Origin of the sequence: Eubacterium multiforme (genome assembly GCF_030813415.1) — a bacterium.
Classification (GTDB): domain Bacteria; phylum Bacillota; class Clostridia; order Clostridiales; family Clostridiaceae; genus Clostridium; species Clostridium multiforme.
Genome location: NZ_JAUSUF010000011.1, coordinates 81,472 through 106,193, shown reverse-complemented (window position 1 = coordinate 106,193; position 24,722 = coordinate 81,472). Strand labels below are relative to the sequence as shown.

The following is a 24,722-nucleotide window of genomic DNA, read 5'->3' as shown; positions in this document are numbered from 1 at the left end:
CCTGAGCCAGGATCAAACTCTCAATAAAAAGTTTAATCATACTCATAAAACTTACTTTAATAAAAAGAATTGCTGGTTCTAAATGTATTCTATATTCTGTTCATTTTTCAAAGATCAAATTAATCAATCGCTCTCAAGCGACTTTCTTATCTTATCATCTACTTGAATTTATGTCAACATGTTTTTATGTTTTTTTACATATTTTCATGTTTTCAATCAATCTCCCGTGACGACATGAACTATTCTATCATAGTATTAAATATAAATATAATTACAGAATAACATAATATTATATTATGTTTATTTTTCTCCATTTTATTCGATATTTCTCTATTTTTGTTATATAGATACACTTGGAAAGGTTTTTCTTGTTTTTTTATGCTTTTTATACTATTTTCAGGAGCCTTATATGTAAATAACCTTATTATTTGTCTTTAATATATTCTCTAGGAGTATATCCTGTATACTTTTTAAAATTTAAAGAGAAATTTCTATAATCAGTATATCCAACTTTTTCTGAAACAGTCTTTATACTTTTTTCCTCCTTTAATAATTTTATTGCTTTTTCTATTCTAAGTTTTGTTACATATTCATTAAAACCTACACCTATAGTCTTTTTAAATATTCTACTAAAATAACTTTCATTTAAAAATAGTTCTTTAGCTACATCTTTAAGTAAAATATTATTCATATAGTTTTCCTCTATTATACTTATAGCCTTTAATATGCTTCTATCCTCTATCACTCCATTATATTCTCTCTTTAAGTCTAAACATTTATTAATATACGTTTCTACTATAGCTTTTAAATTTTCTATTGTAATACCTTCATCTTTAATGTTTATCTCTTCAATTAAAGTATTATTTGAATTTAAATAGTCAATCTTATTTTTAAGTCTTAATAATATGTCTAAAGTTATTCCTTCACATTTTTTTCTGTCTACTCTAAATTCTTTAAGTTCTTTATAAAGCTCATCAACACTTTCTAATATTATTTTATAATTTTTGCTATTTATAAACATATCAATATTATTTATAATTTTAATAACTTCTTTATCACCACATTTATTTCTCTCTTTACAGTTTAATATTATGCTGTTATATCCTACATAAAATTTTTCCATCAAAAGATTTTTTCCCTCTTCATAACATCTATGAATATCATAAACATTAGAAGTATTTGTAATAGCTATAGAAGTTTCTTCTCCTATATTTTTCAATACAGCCCTTTGAATTTCTTCTACTATACCTAAATCATCTTTAAAGTTTCCTTCTCTAACAATTCCAATTCTATTATTATGAGGCTTAACTATATAATATTTTTTTATTTTACTCTTTTCCAACAAATACTTTACTTCACTAATTACACTTTCTATTAAAACCTCATCTTTTCTATTTATATCTAGTAATAATATAGATATATCCTCTTTTGAAAAATAATTTTTTATATCATTAGAGTCTGTTTCACCTCTCATAATATCCAATAATTTTCTTTCTGTTTTTACTACATTATTATGTACTTCTAAATTTGATATTGCTTTCTTTACAGCACTTATAAGCTCCTCTTCATTAACAGGCTTTAATATAAAATCAATTACATTTAATTTTATAGCTCTTATTGCATATTTAAAATCATCATACCCTGTTATTACTATTCCTTGAGCCTTTGGAACATCTTCTCTTATTTTTTCTATCATATCAAGACCATTTATTCCTGGCATATTAATATCTGTTACTATAATATTTGGCTGTTCTTTTTTTGCAATATTTATAGCTTCAACTGAATCACTTGCAACTCCACATATTAAGCAATTTAATTTTTCCCATGGGATAAGAACTTCCATTCCCCTTAGAGAATAAATCTCATCATCTACTAGAAGAACCTTCTTCATCTTTTGCCTCCTCTATTGGAATATTTATTTTAAATATAGTAAATCCATCTTCTTCATAATTAAAAATACCATAGTTTTTCCCATATTGAATCTTTATTCTCTCCTCTACATTTGATACTCCAATACCTTCTCCACTATGATTGCTATTTCCAACTCCAACTCCATTATCTTTTATTTCAAAAATAACTTCTGAACCTTTAATGTAACCTTTTATTATCAAAACCCACTCCCCTAATTTATTAGATAATCCATGGATTATTGCATTTTCTACAATAGGTTGTAATATTAGTTTTATAATCTTTTTATTTTCTATATCCTTATTAATATCTAAAGTTACCTTTAATTTTCCATCATATCTACATTCTTGTATTATTAAATAATTTTTTATTTCGTTAATTTCGTCTCTTATTAACACAGTATCATTATTATTTTTACAAGAATATCTAAATAATTTAGATAATGCATCTATCATTTTTATTACTTTTTCTTTTTCTCCAAGTTTAACCATCCAATTTATAGTTGCAAGGGAATTATATAAAAAATGTGGATTTACTTGAGATTTTAATGCTTTAAACTCAGCTTGTCTTATTAATAATCTCTTATTATAATCCTCTTCAATAAGTCTATTTATTTCTAAAATCATATTATTAAACTTATTACAAAGCTCTCCAAGTTCGTCATTTCCAATGTACTCAACCTTTACATCCCGATTACCATTTTCAACTTCTTTCATGGCTACACTCATCTCATGAATTGGTTCTGATATTTTCTTACTTAAAAAGTATATTACTATAATAGCTAAAATTATCGTTACTAAAAAAACTATCATAAATACTTTTATATTTTTATATAATTCTCCATAGAGACTTATCTTTGGAATTGTTGAAATAATTTCAAACCTTCCTGCTGTATCACTTGAATAATAAAGACTTTCTTTTTCAATACTATTTAAAACTTTATTTATATTTTTTCCTGTATCACTTTTATTTAATTTATCCGTTATTATATTTCCACTAAATTCAGTTATGTACACATTAGTTTCCTTAAAAAAACTAATATTATTTATGTACTGATCAAAGTATTTATCTAATATTTCTATAATTACATATCCAACTACATTTTTGTTTTTATCTAAAACTGCCTTTCCTAGTATAAAAACAACATCCCCACCTAATGTTTGATCATATCTTCTATAAATCTTTTGATGTACACTGTCTGGTTCTTTATTTAATATTTTATAAAAATCTTCCTTTGTATCTTCATATATAGGCTTATAATATTTAGTTGAGGAATATCTGCTAATTCCATTTTTATCCACAATATGTATTGGCATTTTTAAGGGCATTGTAGATATTAAGCTTGAAGTTACACTATATAGTTTTTGAGTATCTTCAAATCTTTCACTTTTTTTAACCTTATTATCTTTATTTAATATTTTTATAATTTCTTTATTTGTTGAAACTACATCCACCATATTACTAAAACCTATCATAGATTTATTAATATTTCTTATGCTTGTTTCCATGTTACTTACAGTAAATTCTCTTATTTCTTTTTCTGTAGATTTATAAACATAAATTATATTATATATACCAAATATTAAGAGTGGACATATGCCAACTAATATAAATGCTAGTGTTAATCTTTTTTTGAATGTGTGATATCGTTTACTCAAATTATAAATTTCACCTCATTTTCAGTTTAATTATATCAAAAAGTTAATAAATTTAATTATTTGTAAGTATTTGTTCATATTTATTTCACAATATACTAAAATAAGCAGCTAGAAATTTTTCTAGCTACTTATTTTATTCATCTATTAATTCTGTACTTACTATGTAATTACTTAAGGATAATCTACTTACTAAATTACTTAAATCTATGGATTTTGGTACTGAAACTGTATAAAGACAGTTTTCTAGTTCCTCTTCATCTTCTTCATTTTCTTTTATAGCAAATTCTATATTTTTAATTTTTATCCCATTTTGAAACATACATTGATTAACATATTTAAGCGCCTCTTCTTTATCTATATAAGTTATCTCAAACTTTGCAATTCCAGCTTGAGTTATAAACTTACTTTGAAACTTTTTCAAAACTCCAAGAACTAAAACTATAGTAACTCCACCAATTATACTTATTTCATAATAGCCCATTCCAATAGCTAGTCCAACACAGGCAACTACCCATATGGATGCTGCTGTTGTAAGTCCTCTTATGGCACCTTTATTATGAATGATTGTACCTGCTCCTAAAAATCCAACTCCTGTTATAACCTGAGCTCCAAGTCTTGCATAATCTACTTTTAGTACATTTGCAAGTTCTGGATGAAGAAATACATTATTTAATGCTGTATTTGCCATTTGTTGTTGAATAAGAGAGATTACTGTCGCCCCAATGCAAACTAAAATATGAGTTCTAAATCCAGCCGGTCTATTTTTAAATTCTCTTTCGTATCCAATTGCGCCTCCAATTAAAACAGCAAGGAGAATTCTTATTACTATATCATAAACTGGCATTATAATTCTCTTTAGAAATTATACTAAATGTAATATCTCTGGGTTGAAGTTTAACATAGCCTCTTCACCCTCTTCAAATTGTTCCTTTGCCTTTGGATTAGTAACCTCTATGCATATTTTTTCTCCATGAACATCAACAACATAATCTTGATATGATCCCATAAAAGTAGAACTAACAACCTTTCCTTTTAGTATTCCTTCTCTTCCAAGAGTTATTGCTTCAGGTCTTAATACAACAAATGCTTCTTCACCTTCACTCTTTTCTCCACTATATCCTAAAAGGAATTCTTCTTTTCCAATTTTAACTCTTGCTTTTCCATTTTCTATCTTTTCAACTTTTGTCTTTAAGAAATTTACATTACCTATAAATTCAGCAACAAACTTTGTTTTTGGTCTTTGATAAATTTCTTCTGGTGTTCCAACTTGTTCTATTACTCCATCTTTCATTATTATTATTCTATCTGAAAGACTCATAGCTTCTGACTGATCATGAGTTACATATAAAGCTGTTATTCCAGTCTTTTTTTGTATCTTTCTAATTTCAGTTCTCATATATACTCTAAGTTTTGCATCAAGATTTGATAAAGGTTCATCAAATAATAACACTCCAGGTTCCATAACTAAAGCTCTTGCAAGGGCAACTCTTTGTTGTTGTCCTCCTGATAATTGATTTGGATATCTATTTTCCATTCCTTTAAGTCCAACAAGTTCAATTATATTTTTACCCTTTTCTTCAATTTCACTTTTGCTCATCTTTTTAAGCTTTAATCCATAAACTATATTATCAAATATATTTAAATGAGGGAATAATGCATAACTTTGGAAAACCATAGCCGTATCTCTCTTATCTGGAGTTAAATCATTTATTCTATCTCCACCTAAATAAATATCTCCATCTGTTGGTATTTCAAATCCTGCAACCATTCTAAGAGTAGTTGTCTTTCCACAACCTGATGGTCCTAAAAGAGTAACAAATTCTCCAGCCTTTATTTCAACTGATATATCATCTACTGCTTTAAATTCTGAATTATTACTATGACTTAAATATATTTTTGTTAAATTCTTTATGTTTACGCCTTTGCTTCTATTCATATTAATACAACTCCTAACTATTAAATACCATTATCGCTTGATTTACTTACACCCATTTTGCTAAGTCCAAAATACATAAGTGCAATTGCTATATATACAATTACTATAAGTACTGTTGAATATGCAGCTGCAACTCCAAATCTTCCTGTATCAACTTGTGATAATATTGATGCTGTTAATAATTGATACTTAGGAGTTACTAAGAATACTACTGCACTTACTGCTGTCATACTTCTAACAAATGTGTAAACTAAACCACTAAAGAATGCAGATTTTATTAAAGGAAGTGTTACTGATGTAAATACCTTTTGTGAGTTTGCCCCTAAATCTTGTGCTGCTTCTTCAATAGCTGGATCAATTTGACCTAAAGAAGTAATTCCTGCTCTTATACCAACTGGTAAACTTCTAACAACAAAAGCTATTACAATAATTAAAGCTGTTCCTGTTAATAAAAGTGGTTTTGTATTAAAGGCATTTATATATCCAAGACCTAAAACTGTTCCTGGAACTGCCATTGCAAGTAATGATACAAATTCAATATATCCTCTACCAATAAATTTCTTTCTGGCAACTAAGAATGCAATTACCATTCCAAGTATTCCTGTTATTGGTGTTGCCCATAATGAAAGTATTGCTGTATCCTTTACTGCCTCAAATCCTAAATTAAATACATACTTAAAGTGATCTAAAGTTAACCTATAGTCAATTCCCATTACTTTAAAGAATCCACCAAGTGGTATTAATATATAAAATGCTAAAACAATTACTGTTATTATTAAACAGAATATATCTATTGGCCATACTATATGACTATCTTCTATTGGAATTCTATTTTTTGAAGCCTTTCCTGTTACAGTTACATAGGACTTCTTTTCTATCCAGCACTTTTCAAGTATAAATAATAATATTGAAAGTACTAAAAGTATAACTGCAATTGCAGCTCCTCCACCCATATCATAGTTACCAATTGCTTGCATATAAATCTTTGTTGCAAGAGTTGAATAGCTTCCTCCTATAACCATAGGATTTGAAAAGTCTGCAACTACTTCTATAAATGTAAGTAAAAATGCATTTGCAATACCTGGTAACATAAGTGGTAAAGTTACTGTTTTAAATGTTGTCCATCTTGATGCTCCCATACTTCTTGAAGCTTCCTCTAATGCTGGATCTATCTTTTGAAGTAATCCTATAAGTAAAAGATAAGCTATTGGGAAGAATGTCATAGTTTGAACTATTACAATCCCTTTAAATCCATAAATATTTGCATTTGTAATTCCAAGTAACTGTCTTGTTACTAAACCAAATTGTCCAAAAAGCATAATAGCTGATAATGCTAGAACAAAAGGTGGTGATATAATTGGTAATATTGATACTAATTTAAATAATTTCTTAAAATGTGATTTTAAATATGCATCTGCATATGCAAAAATAAATCCTATAATTGTTGATAATGCACCAACTGTTACACCTAATTTAATTGTATTCCAAAATGTTTCCCTAAAATCTAAATCATTAAGAACCTTTGTGTATGCATCTAGTGAAAAACTTCTTCCAGTGTCTATGAAACTTACCTTAAGTACTGAAAAAAGAGGATATAATATAAAAATTGATAAGGCAACAATTAAAAATATTATTGTTGTCATTAATATAGGGTCTCTCCATATTTTTTTCATATCTCTTAATTCATGTTGTAACTTTAATTTTCTTGTAGAAATTGCCATATAAGTAGAGTCTCCTTTCTAAGTCAGAATTAAATTAAAGAGAAAATCCTTAAAGAAGTTTTATTAAATATTACTTTCTAAAAGGATTTTCCTCCTTAAATATATTTACATATTAAAATTATTTCTTTATTGCTTTATTCCATTCTTCAACTAATTTACCTCTGTTGCTTCCTGCCCACTCTAAGTTGTAGTTGATAAGTTTTGTATCTTTAATTTCTTCTGCTTGTTTTGGTGTTCTAGCTTGTGGGTTAGTTAAGAATTGGTATGAACCAACTGTTTGTCCTATTTCTTCACCCTTCTTTGAAAGAACAAAATCTACAAACTTCTTAGCTGCTTCTTGATTTGGAGAATTCTTTATAATTCCAACAGCTCCAACTTCATAACCAGTTCCTTCTTTTGGTGTAGTTAAAACTAAATCGTTCATTCCTTCTTCTTTATATTTAATTGCATCATGTAAGAATGATATACCAACCATTACTTCTCCTTGACCTGCCATTCTAGCTGGAGCAGTACCTGATTTTTCATATGACTTAACATTTTTATTTAGCTTAGCCATATATTCCATTCCTTTTTTCTCTCCCATTATTTGAACTATTGTTGCAAGCATTGTATATGCTGTTCCTGATGAACCTGGATTTGCAACTGAGATTTGTCCCTTAAATTCTGGTTTTAATAAATCTTCCCAGCTAGTAGGTGCTTTAATTCCCTTTTCATCTAATAGTTTTTTATTTGAAGCAAAACCTAAATATCCAACATATATTCCTGTCCATAATCCATTTTTATCTTTATATTTTGCTGGAATTTCCTTAGCTTCTGGTGAAACATACTTTTCTAATAATCCTTCATCACCTGCTTGTACAAAAGCATCTGCTGGGCCCCCAAACCAAACTGAAGCCTTAGGATTTTCTTTTTCTGCTCTTATTCTTCCAAGTATTTCCCCTGATGACATTCTTACTGCTTGAGCATCAATTCCTGTTTCCTTTTTAAATTGTTCAACAGCCTTTACCATGTGATCTTCCATTAAGCCACAATAAATAGTTAATGAACCTTTTGATGCACTTTCCTCTTTTTTCTCTGCTCCTCCACAACCTGTGAATAATCCAATAGCCATTACAGCTGATAGTGTTAATGCAATTAAACTTTTCTTTTTCATTACTATTTCCCTCCTAAACTCTTATGAATTTATGATAACGTATTCAGAATTATTTGTGACAAAATAGGTAAAAAATCATTACTTAAGTGGTAAATTTTTATTACATTTAAAGTTATAATAAAAAAATCACTAAAATTTATACAAATGAATTAAGTATTTCAAAATAGTATTTTTCTTAAAATAAAAAAGCCCTCTGTTTTTACAGAAAGCTTTTTATAAAGTCATAATAGACTAAAATTAATTTCTTATAGCTTTAATTAATTCCATTTTATCTTCTACACTAAAGACTTTTTCATTATTTTTATCTATTTTATCTTCATCATTTTCCTTATCCTTATTTTGATTCTTATCCTTTAATTCCATTAAACTAACTAAATATTTATACCATTTTATTTTAACCATATATAAATAAGCTACCATATATGAAATTATTATTATTGATATACCTTCAAAAAGATAGGGTACCTTATCATTAAATACTGTAATAAAAGCAATAAATAACATTGCAATTGCAAATTGTACATCAAGAAAAAATATTATCTTAATTGTTGATATAACATTACATTTCAATATTAATATACTCTTTTTTATAGCTTTAATTATTCCTATATTTTCATCATCTATAAATATATACATTATTGAAAAAAATAATACTCTAAGTATGAAAAAATATAATAAACAACAAACAAGTATAAAAATAACTGTTCTTATTCTTTGAGGTGTATCATCAAAAGTTGTACCACTAAATAATTCTGCCATAATGTATGCTTTAGCCATTACCACAGGAATAAATACTACAGCCCAATATAATATATTAAACACCAATGCTTTACAATATACCTTAAATGTTATCTTACTATTTCTTAATCTAACTGGCTTATTTTCTTTTTCTGAAACTATATATAACTTTATTAACATAGTCATTAAAAATAAGCTAATTAAAGCATTTAAAGTATTTATACAATAAAATAAAATATAATTTTTAGGTAAAAATATTTTAATACTAAATATACTGTAGCCAAAAAACTTAAAATTATAATCATTATTTAGCAATACCGTTATAACAAAAATTAATAACAGAAAAATCGTTGTTCTCCATAAAAATCCCCATTTATTACTAAATATTAATTTTCTACTATCATAAAATGTTTTTTTTATTTGCTTTTTTCTGTTAGATTCCATTGTTTCCTCCTGAGTTTATGTTAAACATATTTATATTAACTTATATAAATTGCTTAATTCCCCTATAAAATCTTAAATATTCTAAATAAAGCAAAACCCTAACCTTATCCAGACTATAAAAATTATATCTTAATATTAAAAACTTAATTTTAATATTATATGTACTTTATTTTAAATAGTTAGTGCTTTTATAATCTAAATACTTGCTTTGACTAATATTTTTTTATATTAAAATATTATATATATTTCTTTAAAAGTATAATAATAAGCACTATCAAAACATTTAATTTTGATAGTGCTTAATAAAAAAACTTATTCTTCATTTTTTATATATCCTTATAAAATTTCTTTTAAAACTTATTCTACAACATCCTCTGCATCATAATCTGGAGATCTTCTTTTAACATCTCTAGTCTTAAAGCTTGTCCAACTATAAAATATTATTCCAAGACATGCCCAGCCTATAATTATCATCCATTCATATGGCCACCTAAGTCCAGATGGGAAACCTGGAAGATACATAATAAACATATCTAATGATAATAATACAGCTAATGTACCTACAATTTTAGGGTGTTTAACTTTATACGGCCTTTTCATATTTGGCTCTTTCTTTCTTAAAACTAAAAAAGAAATTGAAACTGTCATATAAGCTATAACTATAGTAAATCCACCTGCATTACTTAACCACACTAGCATATTTCTTCCAAGTAAAGGAGCTAATGTTGAAATTACTCCTATTAATATTATAGCGTTAGTAGGTGTTTTATATTTTGGATGTAGCTTACCTAAAAATTTAGGTAACATATCACATTGAGCCATTGAATATATTGCTCTACTACCACCCATAAAAAATGAATTCCAGCTTGTTAGTATTCCACCTAATCCTGCTAAAATTAATATTTTTGCAGCTAACTCACTATTTCCAAATACCTTTTTCATAGCATCTGCTGCTGTTAAAGTAGAATTTGCAATTTCAGTTGAATTTAATGCCCTTGAAGTTGCAAATATTATTATTGCATACCAAACTATTGCCATTACTACTGATAAAATTATTATTTTACCTATCTTTTTAAAGGGTACATTTATCTCTTCAGCAGCTTGTGGAAGTACATCAAATCCTACGTACATAAAAGGTGTCATTACTGTTACTGTTAAAACACCTGTAGCTCCATCAACAAAAGTTGGATCCATATTTTGAATATTTCCATTTACTAAACTTCCTCCAAATAAAGCTATTCCAACACAAGCTATGAAAAATGTAACTACACCCTGCATAACAGCTGCTGGTTTTACTCCAAAATAATTTATTATAGTTATTATTATAGAACTTACAGAACCTAGTATTACCCAAGAAAAATAAACTTGATATCCTGCAATAGAGTACATGTATCCCTTTAAGTAAGATCCTGAAAAGAAATACTCTAAAACTGTTGGAAAAGCAACAGATTCAAATGCTACTACTGAAACATATCCTAAAATAATTGCCCAAGTACATACAAAAGATGCATTCCTACCTAAAGCTCTATAGCTAAATACTTGTTCTCCACCGCATTTAGGCATTGCAGCTGTTAATTCAGCATATGTTAAACCAACAAAAAGTATCATTATTCCACCCATAATAAAAGCTAATATGGAACCTACACTTCCAGCCTTTTTAATCCAGTTACCAGTTAAAACAACCCAGCCCCAACCAATCATTGCACCAAAAGCTAAAGCAAAAACATCCTTTTTAGATAATACACGTTCAAATCCCTCATTATTAGAACTACTCTCCGAAGACATATATATTCCCCCTTTTTATACTAATATTTTTTAATTATATAAACACTGTCTTTAATTACTTTAGAAACTATCAATAAAAACCATTTTAAATATTACTTTCTAAAAAATAATAAAAACAATGAATAAAACAATTTATAATGCCTTCATTGCTATAAAAACTATATATTTATCTTTTACATATGGATACTAAAAATAATTATACAAATATTAATTCACTTAAACTAAAAACTAAACTGCTTAGCTATAATAACAAAATACTGACAACTTATACTCTTTAATTAAGTTGTTACTTTATTATATATTTTTTTATATTTTTTTGTCAATTTTATAAATACATATATTTAATTATTAAAACAATTAATTTAATAAAATATCTTCATTTTTCAGCTCTTTATTTCAAATTTTATAAATATATGTATTTTTTTCTACTATTTTACTATATTTTTCATATTTTTTAATAAACAAAAAAATATTACTGAAATTTAAACTTTTCAGTAATATTAAACTAATAAATATAAAACAAGTATATTAAAAACTCCATATTTTTATTTTGGTAAATTAGCATTTATTGAATTAATCTCCAAGTTTACATTAAGTAAACTTGTATCAATTGATTCTATTGATTTTCTAATTTCTAAAACTTCCTTTTTTAGATTACAATAATCCTCTTTAGCGTTGGAAACCTTTTCATTCATCTCATTAAGTTTTAAATAAATCTTTTCTAATAGTTCTACTGTTTCGTCATAATTTTGCCCTCCCTAATAATATACTTATAATATTCTATAAAACATATTAAATTCCTTTTTCTAAGTTACTATTAATTAAAGAATTTATTCTAATAAAAAATTAAGGATTGCAATAAAATTGCAATCCTCTTTATTGGTGCATCTAGCAGGAATTGAACCCGCGACCTTTGGAAACGAAAACTATCATTTTAATATTTTTTACATTATACTTAAACCTTGTTATATAGCCATTCTTATTTTAATTATTTTTAGTATTTTTTAAATAATCTTATTTTATAAGGGGTAAAAAAGGTGGTAAATATTAAACATTAATATATTTCATTTAGATTTTTTCCCACTGGTAACATCATAGTTTTATAAAAATAACACTATACCTTATTATTTTAATAGTATTTTGATAGTGTTTTTTATATTTCACTCTAATTTTACCACTTCTGCAGAGAAAATATATAAAACATAGGACTTTTTATTATATTAAAATCCTATGTTTTTCAAATTATATTATTATCATTTTAAGAGTTACCGAACTTTGCTAAAAAAGGCATCACATCTTTCATTTCTATTTTATGATTATTTGCCCCTCTTCTTTCATAATAATTATCATCATATAATATTGCTTCATCACAATCTTCTAGTTTCAGTATTATTACTAATTTACCATAATAATTTAAATATTTAATCTTACTAAGTATTTTAGACTTATATTTCTCCTCTATCGGTTCTTTTTCTATTTTTTGTGTTATTTTTTGATAATATCTATCATCATTTGTATTTAATATTTTAATATCATGGTTAACTCCAGTTATAAAATAATTATTAAACTTTAAACTTCTTTCACATGTTATAGCTTCCATTTTCTTTGCATCATCCTCTTTATCCGCAACACCAACTACTATATACCCCACTTCACCTTTTCCTCTATTAACCATTGCAGTTAATGTTTTTATTGCTTTACTAAATGTACTTTCTAAAAATTCTCCTTTATCTGGATTACAAAATCCAATTTTAAAATCAAATGATGCTTGTTCGGTAGTTGACTGATTTAAAATATTTTCTAATTCCATGCTCCATTGATAGATAGCTGGATCTTCTTTATTCTCTACAAAATTTTTCTTAATAATGCCGTAAACAGAACAAACATTATTTTCTCTTTCTCCTGCTGCCCATGTTCCGCCACCTTGACTTATATTAATATTTGATGCAATCCCTTTTAAACTATTTATTAGCCCATCCATTGAAGCAACTTTTTTATTTTCTACTACTAATAATTCGTGTAAAGCTAAAAACACTATTTGAAAATATCTTGGTATTTTATCTTTCGTATTTCCATTAAATATTAATTCATTAAATTTTTTATTTGATTTAGATAAAACAATCTTAATTACTTCTAATACATTATAGAATTGTTCTTTAATATTTTCTTTACCCCTCTTAGTTATTTCTTGTTCTATTTCTGCATGCCTTTTGCTTTTACTACCAGTAACTCCATATAATTCATTTAGCATCTTACTACTTGAAATTGGTTTATCTTTTAAAACCATATAAGCTATAAGATCAGCAATTATTTCCTCATCTTTTGATTCTCGAACCTGCTCTCTTCTTATTATTGTATTTTTAACCCAAAATACATCATCAACATTTATTCCATAATTAAGCTCTTTATTTGTAATACTAATTTTTTTCATGTCATTTAATAACAACTGATCTTTTAACGATGTATCACCTCTTACCTCACTGGATATAACTCTTACCAAACTAGCAAATGAACTTGTTGCTCCTGCTTGTCTTATCTCCTGTTTAGATAAATGTTTCCCATTTGAATTGATTCTTCTAAATATTTCATCAATTTGATCAGTTGTTTCCATTTTATATATAGATAACGGTAGCACATATGAAGCAATATTAGTACATTTTTCTCTATTTAAAGTTGGTTCTTTCTGTTGTAATTTTCCATCATCATATAGTAATTTACTTTCCGCCATTGCATTTAAGTCAAAGTATTCTCCTTGCACTGAAAATTCACCTTCTATAAACGACATTATTGCATTTAACCTCTGCATTCCATCAATTATTTCAAATGTACTCTTATTATTTTCATTAATCTCAGCTAATAATATTAATGGAACTGGATATCCTTTAATTAATGAGTCTATGAATGCTGACTTTTCTTCTATACTCCATACTAACTTTCTCTGATATCTTCTATTAACTAATAATCTATTCTCTATATAATATCTAAAAACTCTCTGTATATTTTCTGACCTTACCGTTAAATCTTGCATATATTCCCTCTTTTCTTTATTACTCGATTTAAAATTGAATAAATAATAATTTTATATAATTCTTATTATAATTTTTTTCTACCAATTTATGCAAGACATATTATTTAATTTTCCACTTATTCTATAGTATCCTATTTATTATTCTTATCCCTAAGCACTGCATATACTTATCTTAACAAATACTTGACTTCCTAATTTTCTTTTATTCTCCTCATCATTATTTCTCTATGCTCCATTATAATAGCCTCCTTAATTAATAGGTCATTAAATACTTTGCTCCCATATATAAATAAAAGGATAAGAACCTTAATCCTATCCTTAAATCAAATGTATTTATCTACTTCTATGCAGCAGTTATTTAAATCATCTATTATTTTATTTATTGCTTTAATCTTTATCCCTTTTCTACAATGATCTTCTGAAAAACCAACTACACTAGCTATTTGTTTCCATGTTAATTTTTCTTTACTTAAATATCTTAATTCTATAACTTTTCTTTCTGTTCCATTTAAATTACTTAAACACATATGTAAAATATTTTTAAGTCTAATATATTTATTTAAATCTTTATTTAACTTTATTAATTCCTCTTCTTTAGAATATTCATCATTTTTAACTATATCTATTTCTTTATTTATAAAATCAATCTTATATGATAATCCCTTATATTCTGTAATAGCTCTTTCAAACTTTCCAACCACTTCTTTATTACTCATTTACTCACTCCAACAAACCTAAATATTATAGGTACTATTCATATCAATACCTAAATCTATATTTCTTAATACTCTTTCAAAGGTTATATCTTCTCTATACCTTCTATTGTATTCAGCCTTAAACCACATACTGCTCCTTATCTTTCTTATAGCTTTTGACTTAGTTTTTCTTATATAATTAGAAGAGGCTTGTAATATATCTGCTATATCTTCTATTGATACCTGGTCCGTATCCCACCCATAATATAGCTTTAATACTTCTCTCTCATGTAATGTATTATAAGTATTCATTAAATCCTCTAACTCTCTTCTTAATTCTTTTGTATATAAATCATCTTCTATTTTTTCTATACAATTATCTTTGTTTTCTATAAGGTCCATTAATTCGCTCTGCTCTTCACCAACTGTTTTATTAAGGCTTGTTTCCTCGTTGGTATCTCTATTAGTTATAAACCTATGTATCTTTGAATATATCCAATGAAAAGCGTATGTAATAAATAAGGCTTTCTTTTCATTATTAATATCATATTTATTACAAGCTATAATAAAACCTATTGTACCCTCTTGTATTAAATCGTCTTTATCTATTGAGCTTATTCCCTCTGTATAGAACTTATTAGCAATCTTATATATAAACTTCTGATTATTCTCTATTAACTGCTCTAAGGCTTGTTTATTGCCTTGCTGATATGATACAACAAGTTCCTCATTAGTCATTTAATTCACCTCTTTATATATCTCCTTAAAATATATTGGAGCTATTATATTCTCATATACAAAATTAACATTGTTCTTATTAAGCATATCTTTTAATTCCTTAACTTTAAGTTTTTTTATTCTTCCATCAGCTACTTGCCAATATATAAAATCTAAAAAATATATTTTCTTACATATTTCTTCATACTTATTCCACCTCATATATTTAGGCTTACTAGGTATATTCCCTAATAAATTAAACATATTAACTGTATTTCTATTAATATCTCTTATATTCATTGTTCCAAGTTTATCTAAATCAAAATCAAGCTCAAATAAATTCTTAATGATCTTATACTTAATTACCTTTTCTATATTCCCGTCATATATATTAGTCCTATATGCATATACATTACGTTCTAAACAATTACTACAAGCAAACCTTCCAATACCTACTGGATATAAATACTTTCTTCTAGATCCACAATAAGGACATTTAAAAAATCTTTTAAATCCAAATCCTGTCTTTTGATATGCTACCTCTATTCTTTTACTTTCATTACTTATTGAATCAATACAACTATTTGCAACTATATTAATTAAAATAGCTTTTTCTAATGGACTATAATTCAGTACTACATAAAAACTCTTTGCTTCCATACTCTGCTTTATTGTAATAGGCTTATTCTCTTGTATTGATGTAATATCTACCCTCATACTTTTAACTCCTTATAGCCTAAATAGTAAGTTTATTTAAGATAGTGCATTACTTTTACCTTAATATTAAATCTTAAGGTTTCTTATGATAATGCCCTCTTAACCTTGACATTTCTCAACATAATACTCCGTTACTTTTGTATGCAACGTTACCTTTCTTTGTGTGCAACGCTCTTTATAAAAATAGTGAACGTTAACTATTTATAAAGAACGCTCACTATTAAAATTTATAGTCTAGTTTTGACTAGCTTATAATAAAGATTTATAGTATTAAGTAGTATAAATTAAATAAGGTTTTATAAGGTTATTTATATCTAATAGGTTAACAAAAGTTAACATATATAATACTAAGTTTTACTAAGTAATTAATCTCATATACATTACAACTACTAAATACTAAGACTTTTTAAATAAATAAGGACTATTTCTAGTCCAATTTATATTATTCTAAAACAATATCAAATTTTTCTATTTGATTTTTTATTCTATTCTCTATACTTCCATTTCCTTGATTGATAATAATATTAATCAAATCCCTATCTGCATAAACATTAGCTACTTGCCTATACTTATTTTCGTATCCATCAGCTTTAGTATATAACTCTAAGGCTATATCATTCTTTTTCTCTTCTAATTGATTTAAAGATAATGCTATTTCTTTTAATTCAGAAAATTTATTTAATAGTTCCTGACTTTTATTTTTTATTTCTGTAAAGTAATATTGTTCTATCTTTTTAGCCAATATCTCGTATTGATCCTTTTCCATGGATTTAACTTTCGAAACATTTTCCAATATTTCTTTATAATTTTCTATATCTTCTCTAGCTCCATTTATTAAAGCTTGTTGTTTTTTGCTATTAGTTAAATCTCCACTTTTTATATATTCTTTTCTTTTATTTATTGATGTCTTTATTGTTTGATTACATTTTTCTATTAACTCATTTAAATTATTTATTGTATTTTCAGTTTTCTTATTTAAATTACTTTCTATTTCTCCTCTTAATTGTTCATTAAATTCCATTTTTATTACTTCCTTTCTTCCTTAGCTTTACGCTCCCAATACTTTTCTTGATACTTTTTCATCTTATCTTTATTCTTCTTACGCCATTCTTTCATATAAGCGTTTCTTTCTTCTCTTGCCTTATCATTCACCCTGTATGCTCCTTTCTATTTATAAGCAACAAAAAAGCCACAGGAACAACACCAGTATTAATTACTGATTAATTGTTTCCCGTGGCTTTATATAACGCCTTCCACCTAATAGGTAGGGTACTTAAAATATTCTTTTCTCTTTATATTTATTATATCATTCTTCTTAATCTAATACAAACATACGTTTTACATAATACTATCTAACTTACTTTTTACATCATTTATAATTTTCATCTTTTCCCCACTATCCTTTACTATATCGGGGTGATATTTCTTGGCCATAGCTCTAAAGCCTAACTTTATAAATTCTTTTGCTATATCTTTTGTAGTGTCATCAAAACTTATAGAACTTGTACCACTACTGAAACCACTAGAATATGAATTATAATACTCTCTATATTCCTCATATTCTTTTTGCTGCTTTTTATATTCTTCCTCTTGCTTTTCTCTCTGTTTCTCTAATATCTTACCCCTAATATCTAAATACTTGTCATATACTAGGTCTTGCTCTATCTCATTAACAATATCTTTTTCACTTAAAACCTTTTTTATATGCTTTGCTATGGTACTTATTCTTAAATCTGTAAAATCAATTTCCTGTAGTGTCATTATATATTTATCACTACTTTTTACCTTCCCAGTTTCCTTATCTCTATATCTATTACATAAATAAAATTTATATATATTTCCGTATTTATCTTTCCCCCTTTTTACTGAACAAAACATACTATTTCACTCCTTTTGTAGTGTTAATAAACCTATATCACTACGTTTTATTTAAATAATAAGGCTCGACTTAATGTCGAACCCTTTATTAAGCTACGCCCTTTATGGTCGCTAACCTACTCTATATCAATATATATCCTTATATATTTACCTTTCTCATAAGGCTTACTAATCTTTTTTATCTTTGTTCCAGTTGATAAAGCCTTAATGATCCTTTCTCTTTCCTGTATTGTTTGATAGCTTATCATTATCTTACTCATTTGCTATGCCCCTAATTTATATCTATTCATCTCAGTTAAATCATTTAGATAATCCAGAGCTCTTGCTTGGCCACTTTCATTTAATGAGTTAAACTTCTCTATGAGAGTTGATTTAGCATTCTCTACTTTCTTAAACTCTTTTATTAAATTATCTTTGAATAAATGTTCTTCTTTCTCTGATTGTTTTTTTCTATAAAATTCAAGTTTCTTATGAATTTTTATTAATTTACCAAATCTATTTACCATTGCTTTCCTTGGATTAGCTAAAGCAAGTTCTATTTTTCCCGCTACATTACCCATTCCAACAGTATCTATCCATTTTCTATTAATAACTAAATCAAATCCACTAACTCCATTGATAGTACGAAATGTAATATAAAACTTTTTATTATCTCCTTGAAAATCTAAAGCTGATATATAAAATATATTTCCATTAATCTTTCTAATCATTTTTAAATTCCTCCCACCATTTAAATATTAAAGTAACATCATTGACTTATACTCGCCTAAAAATTTAAGGCTATCTAATCCAGCTTTTACACCTTCTTTAAAATAATGTCTTTGCTCTAAACAAGCCATATTTGCATTTATATCATTCAATTCACTTACCATATTAAAATATTCATCTGATAGGGTTTCTTTTAACCTCTCCAATATTCTATCCTGTTCCTTTGAATATTCCATATATTCTACATATTCATTTGTTATATCCTCTATTTCAGTATCTTGGGTATGTCTATATTCATTTTCTATTATATTTTTAAATAATTTAACTTGATCTTTAACCTTCATTTTTAAATTCCTCCAATATTTCTTTTGTTTTCCTCTTGATTTTATTGGAGCTACTATGTTACCTTTATGTTGCGAGTATAAGGGTAACATAATAACCCTAAAGGCTGATGTATGTATTTACATTAGTCTTTTTTTAATATAGCCTTTGATTATACTGCTCTCCAACAATATCTAATAATCTACCTTTAGACATTTCTATAATCCTTGAAGTTATTGCTTTATCAATCTTTAATAAATTTTCACTTAGATATTCACTTGATATGATTATAGGCAGCTTATTTATATATCTATGATTTATTATTTTAAATAACAATCTTATTTCAGCCTCACTATATCCTCCTTTAAATACATCATCTAAAAATAATATATTGCAATTTTGATATTTATTTAATTTCTCATTGTACTTAATTTTATCTGATACTCTTAAATCAATTAATAAATCAATACAATCCCTATAAGGAAAATATACTGGTCTAAATCCTTTCTTAAGGAGTTCTAATGATATAGCAACACAAATATGTGTCTTACCAGTTCCAGGCTCTCCTAGGAATGCAATTGAACTATTATCATTAAACTGTATATTTTCATAATTTGAAATATAGTCTTCTGCTAATTCTTTCATTTTCTTAGATAAAGTATTTTTACTATTATCGAATTTATTTAATGTCAAATCATTTCTATTTGGATTAAATCCACTTTCTATCCATTCAGTTCTTAGTCTTTCTTTATTTCTACAAGCACACTCTTTAATTATTGGTTGAGCGTGTAATTGCTCTATTATTATTTGTCCTGTATCTCTACAGATAGGGCATTTATATTCTATCTTTTCAGCTTTAGACTTACATCTATCAATTATTTCATTGATTTTATTAAAATTAACTCGTTCCATATTAATCCCACCCTCTTAATTTAGTTGGTGTTTCTAATGGATTAACCTTTATATTTTTAGGATCCAACTTTGAAATGTTATTTTTATTCTTCTCCCATTCTTCATAGTTAATCTTATTAGAACCTTCTTCCATAAATGTACTTATGCCATTCTTTCTATTTAAGAAATCGCTTAAGCTCCATTTATAATTAAAGTAAAACTGACTATTTAATATTTCACTATAAGTATTTATAGCTTGGACTATTTCATCTAGCTTATAATTCTTTAATACCTTCTCTATTGCCTTTTTAATTACTGGACTTAAAGTCTTATGCTTAATGATCCCTTTAGAGTTCCAACAATTAAATATAGTTTTTATATCTTTGCTGCAATCTTCTTTTATTTCTTTTTTCTTAGATTTTAAATTCTTCTCTAACTCTTTTAATAAATCTAAATTACTAAGACCTTTATCTTTAAGTTTTTCTAATTCATCTTTTATAAGTTCTTTAGAATATTTACTTTTTATTCTCTTAAGTAAATCTTCCTCTAATTCTTTATTAATTTCATTAACATAAGTTTCACTATCTAAAGGACTATATATATTTAATTGTTCTTTCATTGTTAATTCATTGTTAGTACCCTCATTTTGACGGTTATCATCACTGTCATTTAAGCAGTTATTATTACTGTCATTTTGTAGGTTACCGTCATTTAAGCAGTTACCGTCATTTTGTAGGTAATCTCTTAATAATAGTTCTATATTTAATTGATAATAGTTTCTCCTTTTTATTGTTTGCTTAGAAAATATATTCTTTTCTTTTAAACTTTTTAAAGCCTTAATAACCTCTCTATCATTATGATAAAACCATTCTTTCTGTATAGTTCTTATTGATGGCTTACATATTCCAGTTTTCCAATTATTATGGTTAATTAAAGATATTAAAACCATTTTTTCTACTCTATTAAGCTCTACTGGTATATCGTTATAAACAATTCTATTCATAATCAATAAAGCATTAACATTACTATTCAACACCTCCTTACTCATTCTCAACACCTCCACTTATCTTATGCAAATATACCTCTAAATCTTCTAACGCCTTCCCACGTAGGTTCTTTATGTAATTCAATACATAAATCTATATACTTCTTAAATAGCTTAAAATTCATTTTAAACACCTCTCTATCTACATAATTTATCTGCCCAATCCTGGAGCTTATTTTTATTAATATAAATTCTTCCACCTATATATACACTAGGAAAATTTTTATCCTTGCATAGTTCATATATAGCATTTGTTCCTACACCTAATAGATCCTTTGCCTCTTTAGGCTTAATTAATATCTTTTCTTCTATTTCCATATATCTCCCTCCAATTCATTTAATATCTTTCGCAACTTATTGCGATACTTTAAGACTAGAATACTAATAGAGCTTAGTCCGTCTTACTTGGTTACTAGATGTGTTTTCTAATGTTGATTAAACCAACTTTTAAATAATTTTAGATATCGTTTAAACCGATATCTAAATTATTCCTCTCCTGAAATAATCTCTGTTACATCAATACTTAAAGCCTTAGCTATTAGACCTACAGTTTTAGGTGTAGCTTTAGCTTTTCCATTTAATGTTTTTGATATAGTAGCTCTTCCAAGACCTGTTCTATTAACTAACTCATTAACGGACAAACAAGACCTTGCTTGTGCTAATTTTAATTTATTTAAGTCTAATTTCATAACTTCCTCCTTTTTTGAATACATTTGTGTGAAATATTTTATAATTTAATTATATTCACACAAATGTATTCAGTCAAGCATTTTTTATTATTTTTGTTTACATTTGTGTGAAAAAAATATAAAATTAGTTTAAGGAGTGATTCTACATGAATTTAGGAGAAAGAATTAAATTTTTTAGAAAGAAAATTAATTTATCGCAAGAAGAATTCGGTAAAAAATGTGGTCTTTCAAGAAATGCAATTTATAATTATGAAAATAATAAAAGGAAGCCTACTATAGAAACTTTAGAAAAAATGGCTAAAATTTTAAATATAACTACTCATCAATTATTAATAACGGATGAATCTCTAAAAGTCTTAGAAGATCTATTAAATGAAGTAGATATTAAGTCGGGTTCTGAATTAGTTGAAAAAAAATCTAAAGAAATACGTTCTAAATATGCTGAAAGTGAAGAGTTCTGTTTATTTGATATTGATCGAATGTTTCTTTCAACTATTTTAGACATAATGTCAGAAGCATGCACTAGCAGTGCTTTAGATTATAGTATTAAAGATTTTTCAATGGATGAACTTAATGAAATATCTGATTTTGTATTTAATTCATATAAATTAAAAATAAACGAAATATTAGAACGCCATAAACTAGAAAACCAAAAAGAAATATTAGAAAAAGGTTTTAAAATAGCAAATAATATATTAAAAAAGAAAGAAAAAAAATAATAATTTAACCAGTCCAATTTTGAATTGGGTGTTATGCTCCAGGAACATAGTAAATTTACTAAACGTAATTTTGCGTTAAGCAGATAGCTCTTAAACATTAAGGTGAACTTAAAGTAATACCATTTAACTAAGCCTAGAATTAGGCTCGGTAATTTTTCACCCAGTTATGGTCTAAATCCTTTAGAAGGATTTAGAGATTCTGCAACAAATAGCAGAAAATTTTATATTAAGGGGGTAGGCGTTTCACGACCCCCTTAGATATTCCCCACTTATGGAGAAAATATATTGTAGTGTTACACATAACTTATCACTACACTAAAGAAATGAGGTGATATTATGGCAAAAACAACTTTTAGAAAAAGAGTTATAAATAATAAAGAATATTACTTTTTTAGATTAAGGCATAAAAACTTAAAAGCTCCTAAGGATCTATATGGAACTACTGTTAAAGAATTAAATAAAAAAATTAAAGATTTAACTTATGAACTGGACCATAATGTAATAAATAACAAAGAGAGTTTTGAACACTTCTTTGAGAATTGGTTATTTGAAGTAAATTTCATAAATAAAAAACCCTCTACCAAAGAAAGGTATGAGGGTTTATATAGAAACTATATTAAAAGTAGTTCTATATCAAATATAAACATTAAAGATATTAAACAAACTGATATACAAAAATATTATAACTCTTTAATAAAGAAAGGTATTTCAGCAAGTACAATAATACAGTTAAATAAAATAATAGCTCCTGGTATTAGATATGCTTATAACAATAATCTAATCATTAAAGATTTTACAAGAGCAATAGTATTACCTACTAAAAAAGAAGAGGATAAATTAAATGCTAAAAATAATATTCACCCTTTTACTTTGGAAGAGCAGCAACAATTTATAAAAGCTATAAAGGGAACTAAATTTGAATTATTATTTACTACTGCTCTTAATACTGGTTTAAGGCAAGGAGAATTATTAGCTTTAACTTGGAATGATATAGACTTTGATAATAATATAATATCTATCAATAAAACTGCTAAATATATAGCTAGTGTTGATAAAAACGGACGTAATAAAGGTTCTATAATAATACAGACACCTAAGACTATAAACAGTATTAGAACCATTCCTATTCCTTTATTCCTAGTTAATAAACTAAAACAATATAAAAGGTCACAATTAGAAAATAGAATTAAACTGGCTAATTTATATGAGAATAATAATATTGTATTCTGTAATACATATGGTAAATATTTAGATAGTAGCAGATTAAGAAAAGAGTTTAAAAAGGTTCTTGTAAATAATAATTTAGAAGTTAGAAAATTTCACGATTTAAGGCATACATTTGCTACACGATTATTTGAATTAGGAGAAAACCCTAAGACTGTTCAAACATTACTAGGACATAGTAATATATCAACAACATTAGATACTTATACACACGTTTTGAATAACGTAAAAGAAAATGTATCAAGTAAATTAAATGATTTATACTTATCAATGGACGTTAAATAACGTCCTTTTTTGTGGTAAAAATACCTTATAAAAAGCTATAAGGGGTAAAAAGAGGGGTAAAGTTTACACCTTACTCCTCTCACATATTGGTATTGGTGCATCTAGCAGGAATTGAACCCGCGACCTTTGGATTCGAAGTCCACCGCTCTATCCAACTGAGCTATAGATGCATACAATATATATTATAATGATTTAAAACTAAAATTTCTATAAAAATTATCAAAAATTACTTTATAGGATAATTTTTACATATAGTCTTAAAAAAGTATCCACAATTTAAATGTTAGATTATCATTCCTTGTGGATATAATTTCACTAATTGTGGATTTTATCAATCAAATTCTCTATTTTAGAGATAAAAAAAACAACTAAATACTAGTTGTTTACTGGAGCGGGTGAAGGGAATCGAACCCTCGTGGCTAGCTTGGAAGGCTAGAGCTTTACCATTAAGCAACACCCGCG

At 26.4% G+C, this 24,722-nt stretch carries 24 protein-coding genes and 2 tRNA genes; 2 read left to right on the top strand and 24 right to left on the bottom strand.

All coding sequences use genetic code 11. The features are described 5' to 3' along the window. Positions 1-424 precede the first annotated feature (424 nt). The 22 genes from J2S18_RS13110 to J2S18_RS13005 form a co-directional block, all read right to left on the bottom strand. Positions 425-1,891, bottom strand: a complete 1,467-nt coding sequence (locus J2S18_RS13110) for a response regulator transcription factor (RefSeq protein WP_307487416.1) — start codon at positions 1,889-1,891, stop codon at positions 425-427. Beyond that, positions 1,866-3,566 carry a sensor histidine kinase gene (locus J2S18_RS13105; protein ID WP_307487415.1) on the bottom strand — a complete coding sequence of 567 codons (1,701 nt, stop codon included), beginning with the start codon at positions 3,564-3,566 and terminating at the stop codon, positions 1,866-1,868. Before J2S18_RS13105 ends, J2S18_RS13110 begins: the two co-directional genes overlap by 26 nt. A 133-nt stretch (positions 3,567-3,699) precedes the next feature. Then, the gene (locus J2S18_RS13100; RefSeq protein WP_209797798.1) at positions 3,700-4,410 is read right to left on the bottom strand and encodes an MgtC/SapB family protein; all 711 of its coding nucleotides are present in this window, start codon (positions 4,408-4,410) and stop codon (positions 3,700-3,702) included. An 18-nt stretch (positions 4,411-4,428) separates the two neighbouring features. Further along, a complete protein-coding gene (locus tag J2S18_RS13095; protein ID WP_307487414.1) occupies positions 4,429-5,502 on the bottom strand; it encodes an ABC transporter ATP-binding protein in 1,074 nt (357 codons plus the stop codon). Between the two features lie 20 nt (positions 5,503-5,522). Next, on the bottom strand, positions 5,523-7,223 hold the full coding sequence (locus J2S18_RS13090; protein ID WP_307487413.1) for an ABC transporter permease: 1,701 nt from the start codon (positions 7,221-7,223) through the stop codon (positions 5,523-5,525). Positions 7,224-7,341: 118 nt separating this feature from the next. Next, positions 7,342-8,376 carry an ABC transporter substrate-binding protein gene (locus tag J2S18_RS13085; RefSeq protein WP_307487412.1) on the bottom strand — a complete coding sequence of 345 codons (1,035 nt, stop codon included), beginning with the start codon at positions 8,374-8,376 and terminating at the stop codon, positions 7,342-7,344. A gap of 237 nt (positions 8,377-8,613) precedes the next feature. Next, positions 8,614-9,558 (bottom strand): hypothetical protein, encoded by a 945-nt coding sequence (locus J2S18_RS13080; protein ID WP_307487411.1) that lies wholly within the window; start codon positions 9,556-9,558, stop codon positions 8,614-8,616. A gap of 357 nt (positions 9,559-9,915) precedes the next feature. Then, the gene (locus tag J2S18_RS13075) at positions 9,916-11,343 is read right to left on the bottom strand and encodes an APC family permease (RefSeq protein WP_307487410.1); all 1,428 of its coding nucleotides are present in this window, start codon (positions 11,341-11,343) and stop codon (positions 9,916-9,918) included. Between the two features lie 1,258 nt (positions 11,344-12,601). Continuing rightward, positions 12,602-14,371 carry a GmrSD restriction endonuclease domain-containing protein gene (locus J2S18_RS13070; RefSeq protein WP_307487409.1) on the bottom strand — a complete coding sequence of 590 codons (1,770 nt, stop codon included), beginning with the start codon at positions 14,369-14,371 and terminating at the stop codon, positions 12,602-12,604. A 323-nt stretch (positions 14,372-14,694) separates the two neighbouring features. Beyond that, positions 14,695-15,087: a DUF722 domain-containing protein gene (locus J2S18_RS13065; protein ID WP_307487408.1), complete on the bottom strand. Its 393-nt coding sequence runs from the start codon at positions 15,085-15,087 to the stop codon at positions 14,695-14,697. 18 nt (positions 15,088-15,105) lie between these two features. Then, the gene (locus J2S18_RS13060; protein WP_307487407.1) at positions 15,106-15,804 is read right to left on the bottom strand and encodes a sigma-70 family RNA polymerase sigma factor; all 699 of its coding nucleotides are present in this window, start codon (positions 15,802-15,804) and stop codon (positions 15,106-15,108) included. Continuing rightward, positions 15,805-16,500 carry a hypothetical protein gene (locus J2S18_RS13055; RefSeq protein ID WP_307487406.1) on the bottom strand — a complete coding sequence of 232 codons (696 nt, stop codon included), beginning with the start codon at positions 16,498-16,500 and terminating at the stop codon, positions 15,805-15,807. 442 nt (positions 16,501-16,942) lie between these two features. Beyond that, complete coding sequence (locus tag J2S18_RS13050; protein ID WP_307487405.1) at positions 16,943-17,521, bottom strand: hypothetical protein; 579 nt, start codon at positions 17,519-17,521, stop codon at positions 16,943-16,945. A gap of 5 nt (positions 17,522-17,526) precedes the next feature. Then, the gene (locus J2S18_RS13045; protein ID WP_307487404.1) at positions 17,527-17,652 is read right to left on the bottom strand and encodes a hypothetical protein; all 126 of its coding nucleotides are present in this window, start codon (positions 17,650-17,652) and stop codon (positions 17,527-17,529) included. Between the two features lie 186 nt (positions 17,653-17,838). Further along, the gene (locus J2S18_RS13040; protein ID WP_307487403.1) at positions 17,839-18,378 is read right to left on the bottom strand and encodes a molecular chaperone DnaJ; all 540 of its coding nucleotides are present in this window, start codon (positions 18,376-18,378) and stop codon (positions 17,839-17,841) included. A 116-nt stretch (positions 18,379-18,494) separates the two neighbouring features. Continuing rightward, the gene (locus tag J2S18_RS13035) at positions 18,495-18,638 is read right to left on the bottom strand and encodes a hypothetical protein (RefSeq protein WP_307487402.1); all 144 of its coding nucleotides are present in this window, start codon (positions 18,636-18,638) and stop codon (positions 18,495-18,497) included. A 3-nt stretch (positions 18,639-18,641) separates the two neighbouring features. After that, positions 18,642-19,088 (bottom strand): hypothetical protein, encoded by a 447-nt coding sequence (locus J2S18_RS13030; protein ID WP_307487401.1) that lies wholly within the window; start codon positions 19,086-19,088, stop codon positions 18,642-18,644. Positions 19,089-19,115: 27 nt separating this feature from the next. Next, positions 19,116-19,430, bottom strand: a complete 315-nt coding sequence (locus J2S18_RS13025; protein ID WP_307487400.1) for a DUF6809 family protein — start codon at positions 19,428-19,430, stop codon at positions 19,116-19,118. 133 nt (positions 19,431-19,563) lie between these two features. Next, positions 19,564-20,319 carry an ATP-binding protein gene (locus J2S18_RS13020; RefSeq protein ID WP_307487399.1) on the bottom strand — a complete coding sequence of 252 codons (756 nt, stop codon included), beginning with the start codon at positions 20,317-20,319 and terminating at the stop codon, positions 19,564-19,566. Between the two features lies 1 nt (position 20,320). After that, positions 20,321-21,346, bottom strand: coding sequence for a helix-turn-helix domain-containing protein (locus J2S18_RS13015; RefSeq protein ID WP_307487398.1), 1,026 nt, complete (start codon positions 21,344-21,346; stop codon positions 20,321-20,323). A gap of 135 nt (positions 21,347-21,481) precedes the next feature. Further along, entirely contained in the window at positions 21,482-21,661 is a 180-nt protein-coding gene (locus tag J2S18_RS13010) for a helix-turn-helix domain-containing protein (protein WP_307487397.1), read from the bottom strand. 167 nt (positions 21,662-21,828) lie between these two features. Then, positions 21,829-22,032 (bottom strand): helix-turn-helix domain-containing protein, encoded by a 204-nt coding sequence (locus tag J2S18_RS13005; protein WP_307487396.1) that lies wholly within the window; start codon positions 22,030-22,032, stop codon positions 21,829-21,831. Positions 22,033-22,178: 146 nt separating this feature from the next. Here J2S18_RS13005 and J2S18_RS13000 point away from each other — a divergent pair, with 146 nt between their 5' ends. Both J2S18_RS13000 and J2S18_RS12995 read left to right on the top strand, forming a co-directional pair. Continuing rightward, the gene (locus J2S18_RS13000) at positions 22,179-22,751 is read left to right on the top strand and encodes a helix-turn-helix domain-containing protein (protein WP_307487395.1); all 573 of its coding nucleotides are present in this window, start codon (positions 22,179-22,181) and stop codon (positions 22,749-22,751) included. A 336-nt stretch (positions 22,752-23,087) separates the two neighbouring features. Beyond that, positions 23,088-24,260 carry a tyrosine-type recombinase/integrase gene (locus J2S18_RS12995; protein WP_307487394.1) on the top strand — a complete coding sequence of 391 codons (1,173 nt, stop codon included), beginning with the start codon at positions 23,088-23,090 and terminating at the stop codon, positions 24,258-24,260. A gap of 93 nt (positions 24,261-24,353) precedes the next feature. On the opposite strand, the gene J2S18_RS12990 is transcribed toward J2S18_RS12995, so the two are convergent. Continuing rightward, positions 24,354-24,430: transfer RNA gene (locus J2S18_RS12990), tRNA-Arg, on the bottom strand. 217 nt (positions 24,431-24,647) lie between these two features. After that, positions 24,648-24,721: transfer RNA gene (locus J2S18_RS12985), tRNA-Gly, on the bottom strand. Position 24,722 lies beyond the last annotated feature (1 nt).

Excerpts from the sequence above, each read along its gene's own strand:
- J2S18_RS13085 (WP_307487412.1), bottom strand. The coding sequence starts at position 8,376 with ATGAAAAAGAAAAGTTTAATTGCATTAACACTATCAGCTGTAATGGCT.
- J2S18_RS13005 (WP_307487396.1), bottom strand. The coding sequence starts at position 22,032 with ATGAAATTAGACTTAAATAAATTAAAATTAGCACAAGCAAGGTCTTGT.
- J2S18_RS13100 (WP_209797798.1), bottom strand. The coding sequence starts at position 4,410 with ATGCCAGTTTATGATATAGTAATAAGAATTCTCCTTGCTGTTTTAATT.
- J2S18_RS13055 (WP_307487406.1), bottom strand. The coding sequence starts at position 16,500 with ATGAGGGTAGATATTACATCAATACAAGAGAATAAGCCTATTACAATA.
- J2S18_RS13070 (WP_307487409.1), bottom strand. The coding sequence starts at position 14,371 with ATGCAAGATTTAACGGTAAGGTCAGAAAATATACAGAGAGTTTTTAGA.
- J2S18_RS13090 (WP_307487413.1), bottom strand. The coding sequence starts at position 7,223 with ATGGCAATTTCTACAAGAAAATTAAAGTTACAACATGAATTAAGAGAT.
- J2S18_RS13015 (WP_307487398.1), bottom strand. The coding sequence starts at position 21,346 with ATGAGTAAGGAGGTGTTGAATAGTAATGTTAATGCTTTATTGATTATG.
- J2S18_RS13110 (WP_307487416.1), bottom strand. The coding sequence starts at position 1,891 with ATGAAGAAGGTTCTTCTAGTAGATGATGAGATTTATTCTCTAAGGGGA.
- J2S18_RS13080 (WP_307487411.1), bottom strand. The coding sequence starts at position 9,558 with ATGGAATCTAACAGAAAAAAGCAAATAAAAAAAACATTTTATGATAGT.
- J2S18_RS13025 (WP_307487400.1), bottom strand. The coding sequence starts at position 19,430 with ATGAAGGTTAAAGATCAAGTTAAATTATTTAAAAATATAATAGAAAAT.
- J2S18_RS13020 (WP_307487399.1), bottom strand. The coding sequence starts at position 20,319 with ATGGAACGAGTTAATTTTAATAAAATCAATGAAATAATTGATAGATGT.
- J2S18_RS13060 (WP_307487407.1), bottom strand. The coding sequence starts at position 15,804 with ATGACTAATGAGGAACTTGTTGTATCATATCAGCAAGGCAATAAACAA.
- J2S18_RS13095 (WP_307487414.1), bottom strand. The coding sequence starts at position 5,502 with ATGAATAGAAGCAAAGGCGTAAACATAAAGAATTTAACAAAAATATAT.
- J2S18_RS13035 (WP_307487402.1), bottom strand. The coding sequence starts at position 18,638 with ATGAGTAAGATAATGATAAGCTATCAAACAATACAGGAAAGAGAAAGG.
- J2S18_RS13010 (WP_307487397.1), bottom strand. The coding sequence starts at position 21,661 with ATGGAAATAGAAGAAAAGATATTAATTAAGCCTAAAGAGGCAAAGGAT.
- J2S18_RS13075 (WP_307487410.1), bottom strand. The coding sequence starts at position 11,343 with ATGTCTTCGGAGAGTAGTTCTAATAATGAGGGATTTGAACGTGTATTA.
- J2S18_RS13030 (WP_307487401.1), bottom strand. The coding sequence starts at position 19,088 with ATGATTAGAAAGATTAATGGAAATATATTTTATATATCAGCTTTAGAT.
- J2S18_RS13040 (WP_307487403.1), bottom strand. The coding sequence starts at position 18,378 with ATGTTTTGTTCAGTAAAAAGGGGGAAAGATAAATACGGAAATATATAT.
- J2S18_RS12995 (WP_307487394.1), top strand. The coding sequence starts at position 23,088 with ATGGCAAAAACAACTTTTAGAAAAAGAGTTATAAATAATAAAGAATAT.
- J2S18_RS13050 (WP_307487405.1), bottom strand. The coding sequence starts at position 17,521 with ATGGAATTTAATGAACAATTAAGAGGAGAAATAGAAAGTAATTTAAAT.
- J2S18_RS13065 (WP_307487408.1), bottom strand. The coding sequence starts at position 15,087 with ATGAGTAATAAAGAAGTGGTTGGAAAGTTTGAAAGAGCTATTACAGAA.
- J2S18_RS13000 (WP_307487395.1), top strand. The coding sequence starts at position 22,179 with ATGAATTTAGGAGAAAGAATTAAATTTTTTAGAAAGAAAATTAATTTA.